The sequence below is a fragment of the Alteromonas sp. MmMcT2-5 genome (assembly GCF_022348315.1).
Lineage (GTDB): Bacteria > Pseudomonadota > Gammaproteobacteria > Enterobacterales > Alteromonadaceae > Alteromonas > Alteromonas macleodii.
Genome location: NZ_JAKRFB010000026.1, coordinates 1 through 19,952 on the forward strand (window position 1 = coordinate 1; position 19,952 = coordinate 19,952).

General features: G+C 45.9%; 17 protein-coding genes. 8 read left to right on the top strand and 9 right to left on the bottom strand.

Annotated features, from left to right (window positions below):
* Nucleotides 1-219 precede the first annotated feature (219 nt).
* Nucleotides 220-924 carry a ligase-associated DNA damage response endonuclease PdeM gene (gene pdeM / locus MHN09_RS12185; RefSeq protein ID WP_239240895.1) on the bottom strand — a complete coding sequence of 235 codons (705 nt, stop codon included), beginning with the start codon at nucleotides 922-924 and terminating at the stop codon, nucleotides 220-222.
* Nucleotides 925-964: 40 nt separating this feature from the next.
* Entirely contained in the window at nucleotides 965-3,571 is a 2,607-nt protein-coding gene (locus MHN09_RS12190; protein WP_239240898.1) for a ligase-associated DNA damage response DEXH box helicase, read from the bottom strand.
* A gap of 223 nt (nucleotides 3,572-3,794) precedes the next feature.
* Here MHN09_RS12190 and MHN09_RS12195 point away from each other — a divergent pair, with 223 nt between their 5' ends.
* The 5 genes from MHN09_RS12195 (at nucleotide 3,795) to yeiP (ending at nucleotide 9,709) form a co-directional block, all read left to right on the top strand.
* A complete protein-coding gene (locus MHN09_RS12195; RefSeq protein WP_239240901.1) occupies nucleotides 3,795-4,973 on the top strand; it encodes a DUF418 domain-containing protein in 1,179 nt (392 codons plus the stop codon).
* A gap of 140 nt (nucleotides 4,974-5,113) precedes the next feature.
* Entirely contained in the window at nucleotides 5,114-6,055 is a 942-nt protein-coding gene (locus tag MHN09_RS12200; protein ID WP_239240904.1) for a transporter substrate-binding domain-containing protein, read from the top strand.
* A gap of 274 nt (nucleotides 6,056-6,329) precedes the next feature.
* Nucleotides 6,330-7,346, top strand: coding sequence for a ligase-associated DNA damage response exonuclease (locus MHN09_RS12205; RefSeq protein ID WP_069945257.1), 1,017 nt, complete (start codon nucleotides 6,330-6,332; stop codon nucleotides 7,344-7,346).
* Nucleotides 7,346-9,031: a cisplatin damage response ATP-dependent DNA ligase gene (locus MHN09_RS12210; protein WP_239240907.1), complete on the top strand. Its 1,686-nt coding sequence runs from the start codon at nucleotides 7,346-7,348 to the stop codon at nucleotides 9,029-9,031. Before MHN09_RS12205 ends, MHN09_RS12210 begins: the two co-directional genes overlap by 1 nt.
* A gap of 102 nt (nucleotides 9,032-9,133) precedes the next feature.
* The gene (gene yeiP / locus MHN09_RS12215) at nucleotides 9,134-9,709 is read left to right on the top strand and encodes an elongation factor P-like protein YeiP (RefSeq protein ID WP_014951071.1); all 576 of its coding nucleotides are present in this window, start codon (nucleotides 9,134-9,136) and stop codon (nucleotides 9,707-9,709) included.
* Nucleotides 9,710-9,810: 101 nt separating this feature from the next.
* Here the strand turns inward: yeiP and MHN09_RS12220 are convergent, their stop codons facing one another.
* Nucleotides 9,811-10,779, bottom strand: a complete 969-nt coding sequence (locus tag MHN09_RS12220; RefSeq protein WP_239240910.1) for a carbohydrate kinase — start codon at nucleotides 10,777-10,779, stop codon at nucleotides 9,811-9,813.
* Between the two features lie 285 nt (nucleotides 10,780-11,064).
* Between MHN09_RS12220 and MHN09_RS12225 the strand changes: the two genes are divergently transcribed.
* Both MHN09_RS12225 and MHN09_RS12230 read left to right on the top strand, forming a co-directional pair.
* On the top strand, nucleotides 11,065-12,237 hold the full coding sequence (locus MHN09_RS12225) for an ROK family transcriptional regulator (protein ID WP_239240913.1): 1,173 nt from the start codon (nucleotides 11,065-11,067) through the stop codon (nucleotides 12,235-12,237).
* A gap of 48 nt (nucleotides 12,238-12,285) precedes the next feature.
* Complete coding sequence (locus tag MHN09_RS12230; RefSeq protein ID WP_239240916.1) at nucleotides 12,286-13,173, top strand: homocysteine S-methyltransferase family protein; 888 nt, start codon at nucleotides 12,286-12,288, stop codon at nucleotides 13,171-13,173.
* 290 nt (nucleotides 13,174-13,463) lie between these two features.
* Here MHN09_RS12230 and MHN09_RS12235 read toward each other — a convergent pair whose 3' ends face one another.
* The 5 genes from MHN09_RS12235 to ubiG all read right to left on the bottom strand — a co-directional run bounded on the left by MHN09_RS12235 (nucleotide 13,464) and on the right by ubiG (nucleotide 17,910).
* Nucleotides 13,464-14,123 carry a glutathione S-transferase N-terminal domain-containing protein gene (locus tag MHN09_RS12235; RefSeq protein ID WP_239240919.1) on the bottom strand — a complete coding sequence of 220 codons (660 nt, stop codon included), beginning with the start codon at nucleotides 14,121-14,123 and terminating at the stop codon, nucleotides 13,464-13,466.
* On the bottom strand, nucleotides 14,123-14,731 hold the full coding sequence (locus tag MHN09_RS12240) for a glutathione S-transferase family protein (RefSeq protein WP_014951078.1): 609 nt from the start codon (nucleotides 14,729-14,731) through the stop codon (nucleotides 14,123-14,125). Before MHN09_RS12240 ends, MHN09_RS12235 begins: the two co-directional genes overlap by 1 nt.
* A gap of 189 nt (nucleotides 14,732-14,920) precedes the next feature.
* A complete protein-coding gene (locus MHN09_RS12245; RefSeq protein ID WP_101566191.1) occupies nucleotides 14,921-15,919 on the bottom strand; it encodes a lipase chaperone family protein in 999 nt (332 codons plus the stop codon).
* Nucleotides 15,919-16,908 (bottom strand): triacylglycerol lipase, encoded by a 990-nt coding sequence (locus MHN09_RS12250; RefSeq protein ID WP_239240922.1) that lies wholly within the window; start codon nucleotides 16,906-16,908, stop codon nucleotides 15,919-15,921. The genes MHN09_RS12245 and MHN09_RS12250 overlap by 1 nt, the downstream gene beginning before the upstream one ends.
* A 249-nt stretch (nucleotides 16,909-17,157) precedes the next feature.
* The gene (ubiG, locus tag MHN09_RS12255) at nucleotides 17,158-17,910 is read right to left on the bottom strand and encodes a bifunctional 2-polyprenyl-6-hydroxyphenol methylase/3-demethylubiquinol 3-O-methyltransferase UbiG (protein WP_168532734.1); all 753 of its coding nucleotides are present in this window, start codon (nucleotides 17,908-17,910) and stop codon (nucleotides 17,158-17,160) included.
* A 164-nt stretch (nucleotides 17,911-18,074) separates the two neighbouring features.
* Between ubiG and MHN09_RS12260 the strand changes: the two genes are divergently transcribed.
* On the top strand, nucleotides 18,075-18,434 hold the full coding sequence (locus tag MHN09_RS12260; RefSeq protein ID WP_014951082.1) for a DUF2237 domain-containing protein: 360 nt from the start codon (nucleotides 18,075-18,077) through the stop codon (nucleotides 18,432-18,434).
* Between the two features lie 84 nt (nucleotides 18,435-18,518).
* Here the strand turns inward: MHN09_RS12260 and MHN09_RS12265 are convergent, their stop codons facing one another.
* Nucleotides 18,519-19,949, bottom strand: a complete 1,431-nt coding sequence (locus MHN09_RS12265) for an aldehyde dehydrogenase family protein (protein ID WP_061096080.1) — start codon at nucleotides 19,947-19,949, stop codon at nucleotides 18,519-18,521.
* Between the last annotated feature and the right edge of the window lie 3 nt (nucleotides 19,950-19,952).

Below are 19,952 nucleotides of genomic sequence, written 5' to 3' on the forward strand. Positions count from 1 at the left end.
GGCGATTGATCTGATCACCAAACGTCATGAATGTTCCTATCTTTTTTATCTCGCTGATATCGTTATATTATTTGTGGGGATACCTCAGGGTCAGAGTACATTATTTGAAACAATGGGGTCAGAGTACATTTTCCAAGACAGATTTAAGTCACAAAATGTACTCTGACCCCTTTTTTAATTCTGCCGCGGTGGAAATGTACTCTGACCCCAATTTTGTGGTTACACTTTAAATATAATCTTGTCGTAGAGCATGAATACCTGTCGTGAGCGTTTAGGCAGAAGCGTGAGCATTACCTCTTCATCTATATCCAGCCCACCAGTGAACTGACCAAAGGCTGGCATCACAAATACATTTTCGTTGTTAGTAAAGCATTTACCTGAGTATCGGCGGCGGGTGATGGTTGTGCGCTTTTTAGGGTGATAATGACCGATAACCTGAGCACGAGTTTCACTCGTTTCTACTTCGTGTCTAAATACCATATTATCTAGCACTATTTCAAAACACGGCGTACCCGGTATGCCGTCGGGTAAATCTGGGTCATGATTACCTTCTACCCACATCCACTCGTTCACACTATCAACTAGCCTACATAAGTGCTGACGGTCATCAAAGGTCATGCGCGACATGCTGTGTTTATCGTGAAAGCTGTCACCTAAGCTGATTACTCGCAGTGGCTTGTAATCTTCGATGATACTTTCTAATCGCGTTAACGTAGCGGTGGAATCTAAACTCGGTAACGGGTTCGCATAACTGCGTAAATAACTGCCTTTTTCTAAGTGGAGATCAGACACTATAAGCCAATCGCATGCGGGTAAATACGCCACACTGCGCGCGTCTAACAGCCACAAGTAGTCTGCATATTTTGTAATCGTGATGTGGCGCTGGCTTACTTTTTCGGTTAGCCACGCGTCAGTTATTGCCAAATTGCCCTCTTATTCTTTTCGTCTTTGCTTTTATCTAATATTATTCAACAGATGAGCCCGATAACAATGCACGAACTTCATCTAACATGGTTTCAGCTTCTGCATATAAATTAGCTTGCTCGATGATCGCCTGTGCGCCAGCGCCTTTCACTTGTTCACTACGCACATCCAGCACTATTGGAATGGCCATGGGCGACGGTTTTTCAAGGTTTACCAGTGTCGTTGAATCCACGTAGCGAATAAGTAAATTAGCAAGTCGCCTTAAATCAAGTAGCTCACGCTCTGCATCGGCCCGTGCTACTTTAAGTAAGATATGGTCGCGATCGTGTTCGCGCAATGTATCGTAGATAAGGTCGGTAGAAAACGTTACTTGCTTCATGGTTTTTTGGCTGGCGTGATAGCGCTGTTCAGTGAGCCCACTCACCACCGCCACTTGCCTGAACGAGCGCTTGAGCATAGGTGCCTGTAACATCCAGTCTTCTAGCTCATCCCCTAAAATATCAGGCTGGAATAGTTGCTGCAGCTGTCCTTGGGTGATAGCGTTTACTGAAGCCACCGATAATCCGTAATCGGTCACGCTGAAGCTTAAAGGCTTAATGCCCATTTTTTCCATTCGTCGCGTTAGCAACATACCTAAGGTTTGGTTCGCTTTGCGTCCGTCGAAGGTGTAGTACAAGGTATAGTGCGCCTGTCTAAACGGAAATTGTTCTACAAGCACGTTGTCAGGACTAGGCAATTGAGAAAACGCCTGTTGAAGTTTAAGCCACTCTTGTACCTGTGCAGGCAGTGCTCTCCATGATTTCTGAGTAGCCAAAATTGCCCGTACCCCATCCGCCAAGTAAGTAGATAGCGGCATTTGACCACCCGCGTAGCTTGGTATTTTCGGCTCTTTTGCTTTTGCAGGCTTAGCGTGTAGCTGCATGTCGCGAATAGCCTCAAAACGCAATACTTCTCCTGCAAAATAGAAGGTGTCTCCGGGCGTTAACTGCTGAGCGAAATACTCTTCTACTTCACCAATTATCTTGCCCTGATTTCCTCTTCGTATACGCTTTACTTTAAGCCGACCCGCTTCAACGATTGTGCCGATATTTTGTCTGTGCCGTTGAATAACCCGCCGATTCGCTGGCGAGTAAGTGCCATCGTCGTTTTTCGTCAGGCGTTGATATCTCTCATACGCATTAAGCGCACTGCCGCCGTCTTGAGTAAACTGCCACAGCTTATCGAAATCATCTCTATCGAGCCCTTGGTATGGCGTGGCGGTAAGTATCTCTTGATACAAGGTATCTGGGCTATCGGCCCTACTACACAAGCAGTTCAGTATAAATTGCGGGACAATGTCCAGTGCCCCTGGCTGTGGACTTTCCCCGTCTAGCTCCCCTTTTTCAATAGCGGTGATCGCCGCCTGGCATTCCAGCGCCTCAAAGCGGTTTGCCGGTACGAGCAACGCTTCACTTGGCTCGTCGAGCCTGTGGTTTGCCCGCCCTATGCGCTGCAGTAATCGGCTCACGCCTTTTGGTGCGCCAACTTGAATAACCTTATCCACGTCCCCCCAGTCAATACCTAACTCCAAGGCCGACGTACATACAATTGCCCTCAGCATGCCGCTTGCCATCATGGCTTCGGTCTTACGACGCTGCTCTTTGCTTAAGCTGCCGTGATAAAGCGCAATAGGAAGCGCAGCCTTGTTTGCCTCCCACAACATTTGAAACAACAGCTCTGACTGAGCTCGCGTATTCACAAAAACCAGCGTGGTTTTGGCGTTTTCAATAGCCTGATAAATATCATCGATGGCGTAGCGAGCCATAAAGCCGCCAAAAGGCATGCGCGCTTTAGAGTGCAGCATTTCCACCTTAGGTTTTTCACCCGCTTTCACTTTTACAATATTAGCTACACCGTCACTGCCAGCCAGCCACGCACCTAGCGTTTCGGGAAAAGCGACGGTGGCTGATAAGCCAATACGCTTACAATGCGGTGATAGAACGCTTAACCGCGCGAGGGCGAGTGAAAGAAAGTCTCCGCGCTTGTTGGCCATTAAACTGTGCGTTTCGTCGATGATCACGCGTTTAAGCTTGCCAAAAAGCTTGTCGGCATCGGCGTAGCTCAACATCAGCATGAGCGATTCTGGTGTGGTAAGCAGGATGTTTGGCGGCTTTTTACGTTGACGCTGGCGCTTGTGTGGGGGCGTATCGCCTGTGCGTGTTTCTGCCGTTATCGGCAGCGCCATCTCTTCAATGGGCTGTAACAAATTACGATGAATATCTTGCGTGAGTGCTTTCAGCGGCGATATGTAGAGGGTATGTAGGCCGTTGAACCCATCCTTTTCTTTTCCTTTTGTTGCCTGTTTGTTTATTGCTTTTGTTTCGGCTTGTTCACTGGTTCCGGTCTTCTTAACAAGCTCCCCGTTTTCCGACATCTCTGCAAGTTCACTCATACCAAATGTCTCTGCAAGCTCGCTCATACCAAATGTCTCTGCAAGTTCGACTAGGCTAGGTAAAAAGCCCGACAGGGTTTTGCCAGCGCCGGTTGGCGCAATCAATAATGTACAGTCATGCTGGTCTTTCTCCACTAGCATGGTGTGTTGATAATCGCGTAGTTGCCAGCCTTTTTGTTCAAACCAATGGGCAAAGACTGAAGGAAGTGAAGTCATTGATGGTTCTTGTTAATACTTTTAGCACTTATACGGCAAAACCTTGGTTAGGTTTACTTGTCACGCCTTACGATAGATGCACAATGTAATCATCCTCAGCGCGTTTAATGTTTAGATACATTTTTCACTTCGACCTTATGCATTTTCTTAGCGTAAACTTCAGCGCAGAGTTTTTGACCTTCTTATGCTTCACGAATTAGCGATTTTCTTACAAGGACCGTACATGCGAATTCATTCAATAGACGCCGTTAGAGGTTTAGCCATTCTTGGCATCTTATTCATGAACATTACGTTTCACCAAAACGGTTACGCTAACTATGCATTTTTTGAAGAGCCGCTATTATCAGACACGGTTATTTCACTTTTTAACACGCTGTTTTTGGATGGACGATTTCGCTCTCTGTTCTGCTTGTTGTTTGGTGCAGGTCTGGCAATTCAATTTGAGGCCTGTGAAAAGCGCGGACAACATTTCCTAGATTTCTCACAAGCCAGACTTAAGTGGCTGTTTGTATTTGGGCTACTGCATGGCGTATTTATTTTCAGCGGCGACATTTTGCTTTATTACAGCCTGTGCGCATTTTTTATTTTAAAACACTTCACGCTCCCTCAAGATGAACTCAAAAAGAAAAGTATTCATTACCTTATTGTGGGAAGCGCAATTATGTTAGTTGGTGGGCTCGTCATGGCGTTTGTGTTCGACATGGGGGCTGAACTGCCAACGCGACCCAGTGAAACATTTAACGAAGAAGTCGCCTTGTGGCAAAGCGGCTATTTAACGCAGCTTGGTATTCAAGCATCGTTTATGCTGTCTACGGTTATTGTCGCGCCATTCACTATGCTGTGGCAGTCTATGGGGCTTATGATGTTTGGCGCTTACTTGTACAGGGCAGGCTTTTTCAATCACGGCTTCTCGTCACTGATATTTAAGAAATTAGTATTGGTTGCTATCGTCACATCCATCATTACTGCACTTCCGCAATTTTTATTCGAACAGGTAACATTAGATGTGATTCCCATGTTCACTAGCATTCCAGCCATTTTCTGTGCTTTGGTATACGCTCACCTATTGATAAATATAAGACATACTGCGGCGTGGTGGTATCAGTCGCTTATAAACTGCGGCAAAGTTGCGTTCACCCTCTACTTAACCCAATCAATAGCACTCGCTGTACTATTTCGCATCGTCATGCCCGCTTATTTTCCAAACTTTATTTACAGCGTAACGTTGCTTGATTTGCTTCTTGTCACCATCGCCTTCACCGCAGTACAAGTTATTTTGGCGAACGGCATTACTAAGCACTTCAACCAAGGTCCCTTTGAAGCCCTATGGCGAAAAACGTATTTGCGCAGTTTTCACAAAAAGCAAAAATTGAAACAGGACGAAATAGAGCAGCTCACCTAACGCCATATCGCTTGCATCTTGAAAATTGTGTCTATACTGAACGGTAAACGTAACCTAAATAAGTAGGCCTGCTAAGCTTTACTCAATGTTAAAGGTTAGCAGGTCCAATGGCTTTTCCTTAGCCATTGAGGTAAATAGGCATGATACAAAATCGACGTCGAGTAGGGCTATTTTCAATAGTAGCGGTGATGATAATTCGGCACCTTTTCTGTCAACAAGCTTTTGGAAGTGTGTTGGACAGTGCGCAAACATCACAGCTCCCCCCTAGCAGTTACGAAGTTAAGATAGTCGAAAGTAGTGAGCTCGACTATGCCTCTCATGCCTATTACTCTGCATTACTTAAATTAGCGCTTAGCAAAACAGAAGACCCTATTAAACCAACATATCTCGTAGAGAGTAGCGGCAATTTGGTGCAAGAACGCGTTCTGCGCCAACTAAACCAAGAAGGGGGAATTGACGTTTTTTGGACAGTGACGTCAAAACTACGTGAACAGCAAGCCATTCCGGTGCGGGTTCCTCTATTGAACGGAATCATGGGCTATCGCGTCTCTTTGATCCGCCAAAGTACTCTACGTGAGTTTAACAATGTTCGTAGCGCGCCTGACCTAAAGCGGTTTATTGCAGGTCAAGGTCACGACTGGCCCGATTTTCAGATTCTAGAGCACAACGGATTTACTACGTTAGGAACCAGTAATTACGACATTATCATTGAGCTTTTAAAGGCTGGTAGAATTGATTACTTTCCACGTGCGGCTCATGAGGCGGTGGTAGAGGCGAAATCACTAAACGACCCAGACATTATCATAGAGCCTTCAGTTTTATTGTATTACCCGTCTTACATGTTCTTCTTCGTTTCACAATCGAAACCTGAATTAGCGCAGCGCATAGAACGGGGATTAAATATTGCTCGACAAGACGGAAGCTTCGCCGCGTTATTTGAAAAGTACATTAGTTTTAAAGATATTGAAAAAGCGCTGAAGCTTTCAGAGAGAACCGTACTCAAACTTAATAATCCACACCTCTCCGAAGCGACGCTCGAGGCAACAGCATCAGAAGCCCAACAACTTGAGGTTGTACAATAGGTAGCTCGAATAGCACGTTATAAGACTACAGCATCCTTATCAGTGTTACTTCTCATCAAGGAAAGTATTCCATTGATTCAACCGCACATGTAATGTGAGAGACTTTTAAAGTGCCTCTTCCGAAGCTGTATCCAAGTCCATATCTACTGCGACAAACAAAGTGCTTAAGCGCTTTACAGTTCGAAAAAATCCTCAACGAACGAATATCAAATGGTCGATTTTAGGTACTCACTACGTAGTAAGAGCATTGTTTATTTCGTGGAAATTATGTGTAGTGCATCCATCAACATGGCTTAAAGCTGACGACACTGGCCTGTATTGCGAGCCGGGTGAATTCTATATTGACCCGATGAATGAAGTGGCCACAGCACTGGTCACTCACGGACACGCTGATCATGCGCGCGCAGGCCACCACAGTGTCTATGCCAGCGCAGAAACACTGGCCATTATGAAAACCCGCTACGGCGATGAAATGGCAACACACCAACACGCCATAACGCTAGGTAAGTCAGTGACATTTAATGACGTTGCGGTCACTTTTTTCCCCGCCGGACACATCTTAGGCTCTACCCAAATTCTTATCGAATATGCAGGTTATCGCGTTGTAGTTTCCGGCGACTACAAACGTCGCCACGATCCTACCTGCCCGCCGTTTGAAGTTGTCCCTTGCGATGTATTGATTACCGAGGCCACTTTTGGCCTTCCTGTATTTAAACATCCACCTATAGAGCACGAAATAGATAAGCTCCTTCACTCATTACGTGTTTTTCCCGAACGATGCCACCTTGTTGGTGCGTATGCCCTAGGGAAATGCCAGAGGGTTATTTTAGCGCTACGTGAAGCGGGGTACGAAAAGCCCATCTACTTACATGGTGCGCAGCTAAAGCTATGCGATTTATATGAACAGCTTGGAATAAGTCTAGGCGCTTTAATTCCTGTATCCGACGTCGCAGATAAAAAAGCACTGGCAGGTGAGATTGTATTAGCGCCCCCCTCGGCATTGGCCGACAGGTGGTCGAGAAGCTTACCCAATGTGCGCCCTGTTATGGCGTCTGGCTGGATGCAAATTCGCGCCCGTGCGAAGCAAAGAAATGCCGAACTACCGCTTATTATTTCCGATCACTGCGATTGGCCAGAATTATTACAAACCATTGAAGAAGTGAATCCCAAAGAAGTATGGGTGACCCACGGTAGAGAGGACGCGTTAATGTATCAAGCTGAGAAAATGGGGTTCAAAGCTAGGGCATTATCGCTTGTCGGCTACGATGAAGAAGAGCAAGGAGGCGACTAATGAAAGCATTTAGTAATTTGCTTGAGCAACTTTATTACACGTCGGGAAACAAAGCCAAAGCGCAACTCATTGCTGATTACATTGCCAACACACCTGACCCTGATCGTGGCTGGGCTATAGCCGCTATGGCCGGTACGTTGCGATTCGATTTTTTTAAGCGTAACACTGTGAAAAAGCTCATTACCGAACACACTGACTCTGCACTTTTTGCAATGAGCTACGATTATGTGGGAGAGGTTAGCGAAACCGTGGCGCATTTATGGCCTTACAGTGAACCTACGGATAATCTTCCAAGTCTTACTGAAGTCGTAGAAACCTTTGCGTCTGTGAGTAAACAGAAGGTGTCGGAAACGCTAGCCAACTACCTGACGATAATGACCCCTGCACAGCGCTGGGCTTTATTGAAACTTGGCACCCGCGGATTGCGCATAGGCGTGTCGGCTCGCTCCATTAAACAAATACTGGCCGATTATGGCAATAAAGATATCAAAGAAATTGAAACGCTGTGGCACGCGGTTACACCACCCTACACCGACATGCTTGCTTGGCTAGAAGGCAAAGCTGACAAACCTGACATTGAAAATGCAGTTACTTTCCACCCCGTGATGCTCTCCCACCCTATTGAGGACAGCGATATTGGTGCTTTTACGGAAAACACGTGGCAAATTGAAAACAAGTACGACGGTATTCGCGTTCAGCTTGCTGTTAAATCGGAGCCTATTGCCAGTAAATGCGCCACAAGAAAAGACCAGAACGATAACAAAAAAGGGCAAACAATAGATGAAGAGACGCCGGATAAGGCGCTTTTCTCACGCACAGGAGATGACATTAGCCATTCTTTTCCCGACTTACTTGAAACGGTAAAAGGAAATATGGTGTTAGACGGCGAACTACTGGTTATTCATAACGTAAAAGGCGACGCTTATGACGCTATGGCTTCACAGCCGAATGTCGACACATTCAATGCACTTCAGCAACGCCTCAACAAGAAAAAGCCAAGTAAAGCACTGCAAGCGTCTTCACCTGTTGGACTTATTGTCTACGATGCCTTGGTGCTAGATGGCAAAGATTTAACTGAGAAAACGTTGAAGGAACGTCGCCAGGCGCTCCACGAATGGTTTAACCATAACAAAAGCGAGCGCTTGTTTTTATCGGAAACCCTTTCTGCGAGCTCTCCTAAAAGCCTTCGTGAACTTCATGCCCACGTTTGTCAAAATCGCGCGGTGGAAGGGTTGATGATAAAGCGCTTAGATAGCAAGTACATCCCCGGCCGTCCCAAAGGGCAATGGTTCAAGTGGAAGCGCGACCCGCTGGTGGTTGATGCGGTAATGATGTACGCGCAGCGAGGGCACGGGAAACGATCGAGCTTCTATTCCGATTACACGTTCGGTGCATGGGAAGACGACCAGCTTCTGCCAATAGGAAAAGCATATTCTGGATTTACCGACGAAGAACTTAAGAAGCTAGACAACTGGGTACGGCGCAATGCAGTGGGACGCTTTGGCCCTGTGCGGGAGGTAAAGAAAGATTTGGTGTTAGAAGTGGCTTTCGACGCGGTCCATCCTTCTTCAAGACATAAATCGGGTGTAGCGCTGCGCTTCCCTCGCATTCACCGTATTCGTTGGGATAAACCCGCCACCGAAGCTGACACGCTAACCAACGTTAAAGCGTTAATCGAAAACTAACCACGTAAAAATACTTCCTAAGTAAGAAAAAATCGCTGAAAATGAAGTTTTACAGATGACCTCGGGCGGATTGCCTGAAGAGAACAAAAATAGGAAATCGCCATGCCTAAGGCTAGTGAAATCAAAAAGAATAACACCGTGGTATTTGACGGTAAGACCTGCATAGTTAGAGATATAGAGCGTTCTGTACCCCAAGGTCGTGCAGGTGGCAGCATTTATCGCATGCGCATGTATGACGTCGTCACAGGTGCTAAGTACGACGAAACATTTAAAGACTCAGACACATTAGATATGGCTGATTTAATTCGTCGTCCGGCAATGTTTTCTTATGTTGATGGTGACGAATACATTTTTATGGATAAGGAAGACTACACGCCTTATCACTTGAACAAAGAAAGTATTGAAAATGAGGCGCTATTCATTAATGAAGACACCGACGGTATTCAGGTGGTTATCGTAAGTGAAGTGCCAGTAGCGCTAGATTTGCCAATGAGCGTAGAGCTTGAAGTTGTTGAGACAGACCCATCTATTAAAGGCGCCTCTGCTACGTCTCGAACCAAGCCTGCCACGCTTTCAACCGGACTGGTTGTACAGGTGCCTGAATACATCAGCACTGGCGAATGGATTAAGGTAAACACCGAGGAACGCAAGTTCCAAAGTAGAGCGGATAAGCACTAAGCAACCAATACATCAGCTGACGCCACCTTTGCCGGTGCGCAGCGATTGAAGAAAAAAGGGTTCATTTTGAACCCTTTTGTTTATCTTAAGATAATCGATACTTATTTAGCGATATTAGCCTGCGTTGGCAATGCGCTAAATGCACCATACTGCGTTACCGTGTAAGCACCACAGCGGATAGCAAATTCCGTAGCTTCGCTTACATTCTCGAAGTTCTCCGCCCACGCGGCGAAGTCATCAGCGCTTTTCACTTTTGTAGATAGGAAATATAAGAAGCCACCAATAAAAGAGTCACCCGCTGCCGTCGTGTCTTTTACATCCATTTTAGGTGACGCTAACGTGCCGCTAAACGACTTGGTAATATAGTGAATGGGCTCACCACCATCGGTGACTAGCACCACTTTAACGCCACTATCTAACCACTGCTGAACCTTTGTATCAGCATTTTCTTCGCCATATAGCTCTGCGAGTTCTTCTCGGCTAGCCTTTAAAACAGACACTTTCTTTGCAGCTTCATCTATACGTGACGGAGCATTCGCTGTGTCATCCCAAAACGCTGGGCGATAGTTAATATCCAAACACACCATCATGCCGTTTTCCTTCGCCTTGTTCAGAATAAACTCGGTACCTGGAATAAGTTCAGGGCCTGAAATAGAACCTGAGCAAAAATGAAGCACTGTATTTTTATCACAATCTATCGTCGACAAATCTTGCTCTGAAATGTGTTTATGCGCTGCATTATCAACATAAAAATCAAAAGAGCGTTCGCCGTCTGCATCCAAGTTTACAAATGCCAAAGCCGTATTACCTTCTTGTGTAGTCCACACGAAGTCAGTATTTACTTTGTAGTGCTCTAGCATTTCTTTAAGGAACGCGCCAAAAGTATCGTCACCTACTTTCGAGACCATCGCACTCTCACCACCTAGCTGAGCAACAGCAACCGCTACGTTAGCAGGTGCACCACCCGCGTAGGGCTGGAAAGGTTTCATTGCTGGTATGTTGCCATCTTTGGGCGCAGCACCTTGGCTTAACATATCAATTAGCACTTCACCTAAACATAAAATCTTCATACCAGCCTCACTTAACAGAATTTAAAAATTGCAGCTTACCTATGCACAGTTCGCGCAAGGTTAACGAATCGTTAATTAATTGGGGCATAGTATTGTCGAAAGAACCAATTAAATCAACCTAATTGATTTAACCTTTTGCGCAAAAATCAATGGGTGTGATAGGGTTGACGTAGTACTGTCGAATAAAGTTACGTCTGAACAAGTACCTACACCATTTCTTAAATTTGATACACGGCTAGGTTGTTATTACACTCTAGCTTCTTAAAACGATAGATTGTAAATACATTGAATACTGAATCGGCCTTTCACCTGCCATCACAAAAAGCACCTACATTGCTTGATAGCCGCTCAGCGAATGAACGGGATATCCTTACCCTAATTCGCCAACGTTCTTCATTGCCTAAAGCTGAAATAGCACAGTTAACGGGGCTGTCTGCACAATCAGCGACAGTGATCATTAAAAAACTAGAGGCTGACGGCCTGGTAAGGCGACTAAAGCCAATCAAAGGCGGAGTAGGCCAGCCCAAGGTGCCGTTTGGTCTAAATGAAAACGGCGCGTTTGGTATAGGGCTGAAAGTAGGTCGACGAAGTTTCGATATGACGTTACTCGACTTGAAAGGCAATGTAAGAGCAACACTTCACGAGAAGTTTGCCTACCCGACCGTAAGCAATCTGCTTACCTTTGCAAAACGTGCTTTCAATGTACTCATTAAAAATTTGGATACCGACCAACAGCGCCTAATCCGAGGTTTAGGCGTTGCTATGCCCTTCGAAATTTGGAGCTGGGCAGAAGAAGCTGGCGCCCCAAAAACTGAATTGGAAGAGTGGAGAGAGTTTAACCCACAAGCGGCGTTGGAAGATTTATTATCACTGCCTGTTTTTATAAAAAATGATGCTGGGGCAGCGTGCAGCGCAGAGATGTCGTTCGGTAATTCCCAAAACTACAGTAGTTTTCTTTACATCTTTGTGGGCACATTCTTAGGTGGTGGCCTGGTACTCAATAACCAGTTAGTTAATGGAAAAACAGGCAACGCTGGGGCCATTGGCTCTTTGCCCTTTTACAATGGCAGTACACAAAGCCAGCTAATAACCCAGTCTTCACTTTATTTGCTGGAAAGAAAGCTAAACGACGCTGGGCATAACGGTCAGCATATTTATGAATCGCCATCCCACTGGTCTTGTGACACGCGCTCAATAGAAGACTGGTTAAACGAAACCGCCAGAGGATTGGCCTTTGCGACTCAATGTGCAATGAGCTTGTTAGACCTAGACGGCGTAATCATAGATGGCGCAATTCCTGATGATGTCAAAAACGCATTGGTCGCGCATACGCAAACCGCGATGGAGACGCTTGATATGCGTGGCCTTGCTCAGGTACACATAAGCGAAGGTCTTGTAGGCAGAAAAGCGCAATCCATTGGAAGTGCAAACCTAGCCCTTCAGGCAAATTATTACTAATCATCTAACATCTCAAAAGGTTTGGCTTTGGGCAGCATGAAAGAAGGAATGCATGACATTTTAATTTTAGATGGCGGCATGGGGCGAGAGCTGAAAAAGACAGGTGCGCCCTTTAAGCAGCCAGAGTGGTCTGCACTGGCACTAATGCAAACACCTGAATTAGTAAGTGATGTGCACAAACGTTTTCTTGAAGCCGGTGCCTGCGTTATTACCACTAACGCCTATGCGCTTGTACCTTTTCATATTGGGGAAAATACATTTAAGGAGCAGGCTTTTACTCTCGCTCAGAGTGCGGCCGAACTCGCTCGAGGTGCAGTAGACACATTAAAGAGCGATGGTGACAAGAGGCGATTTGTCGCGGGTAGCGTTCCTCCGGCTTTTGGTTCTTACCGCCCGGATTTATTTGATGCGAGCCGTGTAGCCGACATTCTCACCCCGCTTATTGAAGCGCAGGAGCCCTATGTTGATGTTTGGTTGATTGAAACTGCAAGCTCGTTAGAAGAAGCTGAAGGCGTGGTATCATTTATAAAACAGCACTCTTCACTGCCTATATGGCTGTCATTCTCCGTTAGTAATCGAGAAACATCTAACGAGCCTGTGACATTGCGCTCAGGTGAGCTGCTAAGTGAGATAGAGTCATTATTGAGCGAAGTACAAAGCGTACTTTTCAATTGCTCGCAGCCGGAAGAGATGGAAGATGCTATTTCAATAACGCGAAGTTTAAATACTTCGATTAATATTGGCGCTTATGCAAATAGCTTTTCTGAGAGAAAACGTACACACGCGGCCAACGCGCTACTTTCCGAAATACGTGACGATATAACCCCCGCCCGCTATGTTGAATACGTTAAGACTTGGGTGGCTGCTGGCGCAACTATCATCGGGGGCTGCTGTGGTATCGGCCCTGAACATATTAAAGCCATCAGCGACGTTTAAACAGCAACTCAACGAATGTCAGTTTCGATTCACTTAGCCACTGATTACCGCCTCGTTCAAAGTGCCCCGCTCAATTCGCTATCGATGTAGTGATTTTGGCACGCTGATATCTATTGTTCGACAAGGACTGGCCTTGGCCTACGTGCCTGACTTCATAGCAAAAAGCCATAACCTTACTAGCGTCGATGTATTAGGTTATAACTTTTATCATACGGAGCACTTCGAACTTGTTTACAAACCTAGCATGGCATCGGGATGGCTAAATCGGTTTGTCGACTCAGTTAAAAGCGCTATTTCGTAACAACATTTTTAGCCCCTTTGATCAGTGCTTCTCTGTCAATTTTATTAGGGACTTCCACTCCACGCCGTGCGGCTGGCCTCGCTTCAATACTGTTTTTCCAACGGGTTAAGTTGTCTAACCCTTCTATGCTTACACCAGACCATTCATAGGTACGCACCCAACACCAGTTCGCCATGTCAGCAATACTGTAGTCGTCGACCAAATACTCTCGATTTTCTAGCCTCCCATCAAGCACAGTAAATAGGCGGCGTACTTCGTTCTGATAACGTGCTATCGCCACTGGAATTTTTTCTTCTAGGTAGCGGTGGAACACATTAGCTTGGCCCATCATTGGGCCTATGCCTCCCATCTGAAACATGAGCCACTGTAAAACCTGGCTTTTTCGCTTTGCGTCGGAGGGTAAAAACATACCGCTTTTTTCTGCGAGATAAATCATGATAGCGCCAGACTCAAACACGATGTGACCGTCGGCTTCTCTATCCACAATTACAGGAATGCGGCCATTGGGGTTCATTGCCAAAAATTCAGGAGTTTTCTGCTCTCCCTTCATCAGGTTTACCGCATGGGCGGTGTATTCAAGCCCCATTTCTTCAAGCGCTACCGACGCTTTCCAACCGTTCGGTGTGGCTGCGGTGTATAAATCTATCATTAGGCTTTTGCACTCTCTCTGTTACTTACCGCCTCATACCAGCGCGCCAGATTGACATGCTCGTCAGTCATACGAATTTTTACCACACGGGCGAAATCCATAGCGCATAACGCGGTTATATCAGCAATAGAAAAGGTGTCACCAGCAATAAACTCTTTAACACCAAGTCGACGCTCTAAAATGTTCAAATATTTCGACGCATTAATACCCGCTTCCTTACCGAATTCAGGAACCGGCGTCATACGATCTTTAAAGTAGCCTGTAGTATGTTGAAAACACATACCAATTTGCATCATAAACGCGAACTCTACTTGTCGTTGCCACATAGAAATAGTCGCTTTTTCAACGGGCGTTGTTCCCATTAGCGGAGGCTCTGGCTGCAGTGCTTCAAAATACGTACAAATGGCATCGGTTTCGGCAATACAGGTGCCGTCATCAAGCTCTAAAATAGGTATCTTTCCCAGCGGGTTCTTCGCGCGCATTTCCGCAGTTAGATTTTCACCCTTTTGAATGTCGACCTGAACGTAGTCAACGTCAATGCCCTTCTCAGCCAAAAACATTCGTACTCGACGTGGGTTGGGCGCAGTCTTTGTTTCGTAGATTTTCATAATGATGATTACGGGCCTTATGGTGATTAGTCAGGAATTGTAATAACCCAAGATTAGTAACTGTGCAGTACGCTTTCAAATCACTCTGTATATGACTCATACTATTCAGCGCCTTTATGGTTATACCTCTGTGTTTTTCGCAGATAATTAACCAGTTGCAGGTCTTGAACCAGCTCTATCTAGATGCTGCTACAGCGCTGTGAGTACTTTAAGACGCTTTATTTCATTGTCAGTAAAATGGGCAGATTGATACTCTTGCAGTGCTTTTTCTATTGCGTTTGAATCAAGAGATTGCTGAACCAAGTTATCGCGGAATGTTTTGTATTCGGCAATTCTGTTTTGCCACTGAGCTTGTTGTGCCCATGTTTTGGAAAAGCGTTCTGCAACTTCGCTACCAAATTCAGCCGCCACTGCGTTATAGCGATCGTTAATAGTGCTGTGGTTGTTTTTTATTTCGTTTATTCGATGCATATTAAGCGTGGGCTGGAAGGCTTCACGTTCGGCGGAGTTTCCCGCTTTAATTGACTCGACGATAAGGGCCTTTCTTTCGTCTCTGGATAAGGTGTTTTCTTGGGCAACACTTAAACGTGCTAGCGCCGCCTCATCTACCTGTGCTTCTTGACTAAACAGATAGTGATATTCAGTATTATTAAAGTAAGTTCGTCTAATTTCCTCTCGCTCATCTAGCTTAAACGACACATCCTGCAAGCTGTGACTGGCAAGGTCGACGTCCAATTCAACCAAAGACAGCGCTACTTTGTAATCGACATACCGGGCAAATAAGTCGATTGCGTCACCTTGCGTGCTGAGTGTGAATACTTCATGAGCATGGGTTGTGTAGGCAAGTTTCACTGCTTGCGGCACTTCTGAGGTGCGTGCAAATACGAAGCGATCGAAAGCGTCTTTGGTCGAGTAATTGAGTTCAAAGGGAATGAGATCAGCTGCAATATCAGTGTCACTATCCCGATGACTACCTACATCAGTTACTTGATGTACTGCACCGCCTCCTTCTAACTCATATTCTCCGGCTTTCGCTTGTTCACCTAAGGATGAGCGTTGACTGAAAATTTCTGAATTAGAGGTTTGGGATTCAGACGCTAACTGGTTGTAAAGAATAGCACCGAATACTAAGAGGGCGAGCAGCCCTCCTAGTATTGGAAAAACACGGCGTAATTGACGCTTCTCCACTACAGTCCTAAGCCTTTCAGTCGGTTAGCCTGACGAACAAACACGTCAACTGGGTCGGTTTCAAACCAGTGCGTTATGCCAAAGCTCTGGTTGACTTCATCAAGGTGGTTCATTTTATAGTTGTCTTTAAGTACTTTGCCTAAATGAGAACTACAGGTCGATACTAGCCCATCGTTTGGCTCTTTGAATGCGGTGCCAGTAATAGCTAAGAATGGGTCAACTACATCAAGTGCATTGGTGTAAGTTCTGCCTCCGCTCCACGAGAAATAGTACACGCCATTTTCAGCCAACATTTTTCCATCGTTGCGGCAGTAGGCAGTAGGCATCCCTTCTGGATATTTTTGATTGAAAGCAACAGAGCCAGACGTAGACAATGAATTAAGCGCAGCGATTGAATCTGTAGGTTTGTCTCGCGGATCTGACCCAGAGGCAATCTCGATGATATTGGCGAACGCATTAACTACAACGCCCGCAGCACCCTCGCCCACTGAACCTTCAGAAAAAGCGTCTCGTAGTTCATCTGCCACTTTGCTTCCCCAGTTTACGCCGGCAACTGAACTTACCGAAGCAACCTTATCTGGGGCAACGCTTGCGGCGTAACGTGCCGTTGGACCACCGTGACTGTGTCCAATTAAATTCACTTTGTCAGCTCCTGATAGCGCCAGAACTTCATCAATGTAATCGAGTAACTGTTCACCGCGGACTTCGGTCGAGTTTGCTGGTGAGACCTCTGCGATATAGACAACAGCGCCGTTTCGGCTAAGTTTGTGCGGTACCTTATAGAAATAATCAACAAATAAGATATCTTCGAACCCAAACAGACCGTGAACTAACACAATAGGGTGCTTGGTTTTTGCGTAGGTGCCAGCGTAGGCTTGGCTAGACAAGCCTAATGTCATACTGAACAAAGCTAAAAACACGGCGAATTTACCGAGCCATGGTTTTGTAGAGCGTATTCTTGTAGAGCGTAAGTGGTTATGTAATGTCATCGAGTTTTTCCCATAATTATGGTTATATGTGGCCTGTGGTCAGACCTTTGTTATAATTATGTAAACAAGATGTAAAGATCAACCTTTGTATGAAATCTTTAACAAAGGCTTTTACTGTGTATAGGTAAATTCTCGACGGAGTTAGTTACTATTAGTCAGTTAATTCATAAAGATAGCGTCAGGCATGAAGTATGTTAACTCATACCATTCGCTCTGAAAATACAGGGAATAAATAATACTTATAGTTGCTTATTTATGTTTGGAATATGCTTGAACGTAGTTTACGGCCAGGCTCGAAGTGGTTAGCCACTCTCCGTTAAGTGGGTTTAGCCTCATACCGACCTGATACTTAAGAGTAAACTCATTTCCAATCCAGCATTTTAATTCGCTGGGCTTAACAAATTTCTTCCAGTCATGGGTTCCTATTGGTAAGTAGCGCATTACGTATTCCGCTCCCACGATGGCAACAACATAACTTTTCAGCGTGCGGTTCAGCGTCGCCAAAATCAGCAGGCCACCCGGCTTAACCAAACTTGCGCACTCGCGCATAAGCTGCTGCTGGTCAGGCACGTGCTCAACAACTTCGGCGTTAATTACCACATCATATTGCCGACCTTCTTCTACTACCTCGCTTGAGAGTTTATGCTGATAGTCTACCTTTACACCTGTATTTTGAGCATGGCGCTTTGCCACTTCTACGCTCACCGCACTGGCATCTATTCCCGTAACTTGAGCGCCTAATTTTGCTAGCGGTTCGCTTATTAGCCCACCGCCACTGCCAATATCTATCACTGATAAGGCGGAATAATCGGGAGGCAAGTTGCCCTGACCGAAATGATTTTCTATTTGTGCTTTTATAACGTTTAGTCTTGCCCGATTAAAATCCAGCGCGGTTTTGTATTTGCCTTCTGGGTCCCACCAAGAGTCAGCCAGCGCATCGAAGCGCGCAATCTCTTGTTCAGAAAAGTTACTGTCGCCTGTTTTTTTGCTTTTATCGAGCACGATTTTTTACCTTAAAACGTAGTTACCGTAGTGCTTATTGTTGACCCTTGTCGAGCAGGGTCATAAGGTGGATAGATAAGGTTCTATTCATCCTAAATTCGCTACTTGGCGATTTGAATAAGACATACCTATTAAACCATACGTTGTAAAAGAGGGTTCTGATTTTGGCGAACGCAAAAAATGTTTATGGACGCCCACTTCAGCTATGCTGTGGAAATACTGGATTTACGCGAGAAGGGTTTTGCTATGTACCAGACGCTGATGTGGGTAATCACAGCGTATGCGCGGTTGTCACTGACGAATTTCTTCAGTTTTCGCTACGACAAGGCAACGACCTCATCACGCCGTGGCCTAGTATGACATTTCCTGGCCTGTTAGCAGGCGACAGATGGTGTTTGTGTGCCGCTCGCTGGCTACAAGCCTATGAGGCAGGTGTAGCGCCGAAAGTACGCTTGGAAGCCACACATGAAAAAGCGTTAGACATTATTCCACTTTCACTGCTAGAAGAGTACGCGGCAGATTAATCTAAACCTGCCGCCTCGCCCTCGAATGCTTATATTCGCACTATTGCGCGAACATTGCTTGATTGAGCAGTGAAACTCAATCTACTACTGAGGAGTACGAATTACCATAAGGCGAGTCTCAGACATATCTTCAATCGCATAGCGAATACCTTCGCGACCTAAGCCTGAGTCCTTCACGCCACCATAGGGCATGTTGTCCACCCGCCAGCTAGGTACATCTCCAATGACCACACCACCAACGTCAAGCACGTCCCATGCTTTGTGCGCTTTGTATATATCGCGGGTAAACACACCTGCTTGAAGTCCGTAGCGGCTGTTGTTTACTTCTTCAAGCGCTTCGTCATAGTCATCGAATGGCACCAGAATAGATAGAGGGCCAAACGCTTCTTCGGCACTGGCATCACAATCCTTTGGTACATTTTCCATTACCGTAGCCTCAAGCATGGCGCCGTCTCGCGTTCCGCCGCATAGAATGGTGGCACCTTTCTCTTTTGCTTCTTCAACCCAGCCGTGAAGGCGCTCTGCTTCGCCTTCTGAGATCATAGGGCCAATAAAGGTGTCTTCATTAGACGGGTCGCCAGACACTAACGCTTTCACTTTTTCCACATAGCGCGACTTAAACTCATCGTATATTTTGCTATGCACTAAAAGGCGCTGAACACTTATACAACTTTGCCCTGATTGATAATAAGCTCCGACAATTACCCGGTCGATGGCGTCTTCAATATCGGCATCTTCATCAACTACGCATGCGGCGTTACCGCCAAGCTCCAATACCACCGGCTTCTTTCCTGCTTTTGCTTTAAGCGCCCAGCCCACATCAGGTGAACCTGTGAAGCTAAGCAGTTTTAGTCTTTCATCAGTAGTGAATAAGTCAGCGCCGTCGCGGCTACAAGGTAGAATAGAAAATGCGCCTTTGGGTAAGTCAGTTTCAGCTAATACCTCACCAATAATGAGCGCACCAATAGGGGTTCGCGAGGCAGGCTTAAGTACAAAGGTACAGCCTGCTGCGATTGCAGGAGCCACCTTGTGCGCAGCCAAATTCAGAGGAAAATTAAACGGCGATATAAATGAACATGGACCTATAGGGACCTTCTTGGTCATGCCCTGATAACCTTTGGCACGCGCCGAGATTTCTAAATTCACCACCTCGCCGTTAATACGCACTGATTCTTCTGCCGCTATTTTGAAGGTATCGATAAGGCGGCTGACTTCGCCCTTAGCGTCTTTAATTGGCTTACCAGCCTCTATACAAAGCGCTTGTGCCAACTCATCGGCTCTTTCGGTAAAGCGCTTCACACAGTGCTCTAGCACCGCTTGTCTCTCGAAAGGAGCCATGGCGGCCATCGCAGGCTGCGCTTCTTCTGCTGCAGCAATGGCCTTATCGATGGTATCCGCATCGGCCATCGCCACCTTGGTTGCTACCTCTCCGGTGTATTTATTAGTCACGTCCAAGTCGGTATTGGCATAATGTGGCTCACTCGCTAAATAATAGGGATAGCTTTCCTTCAACATTTT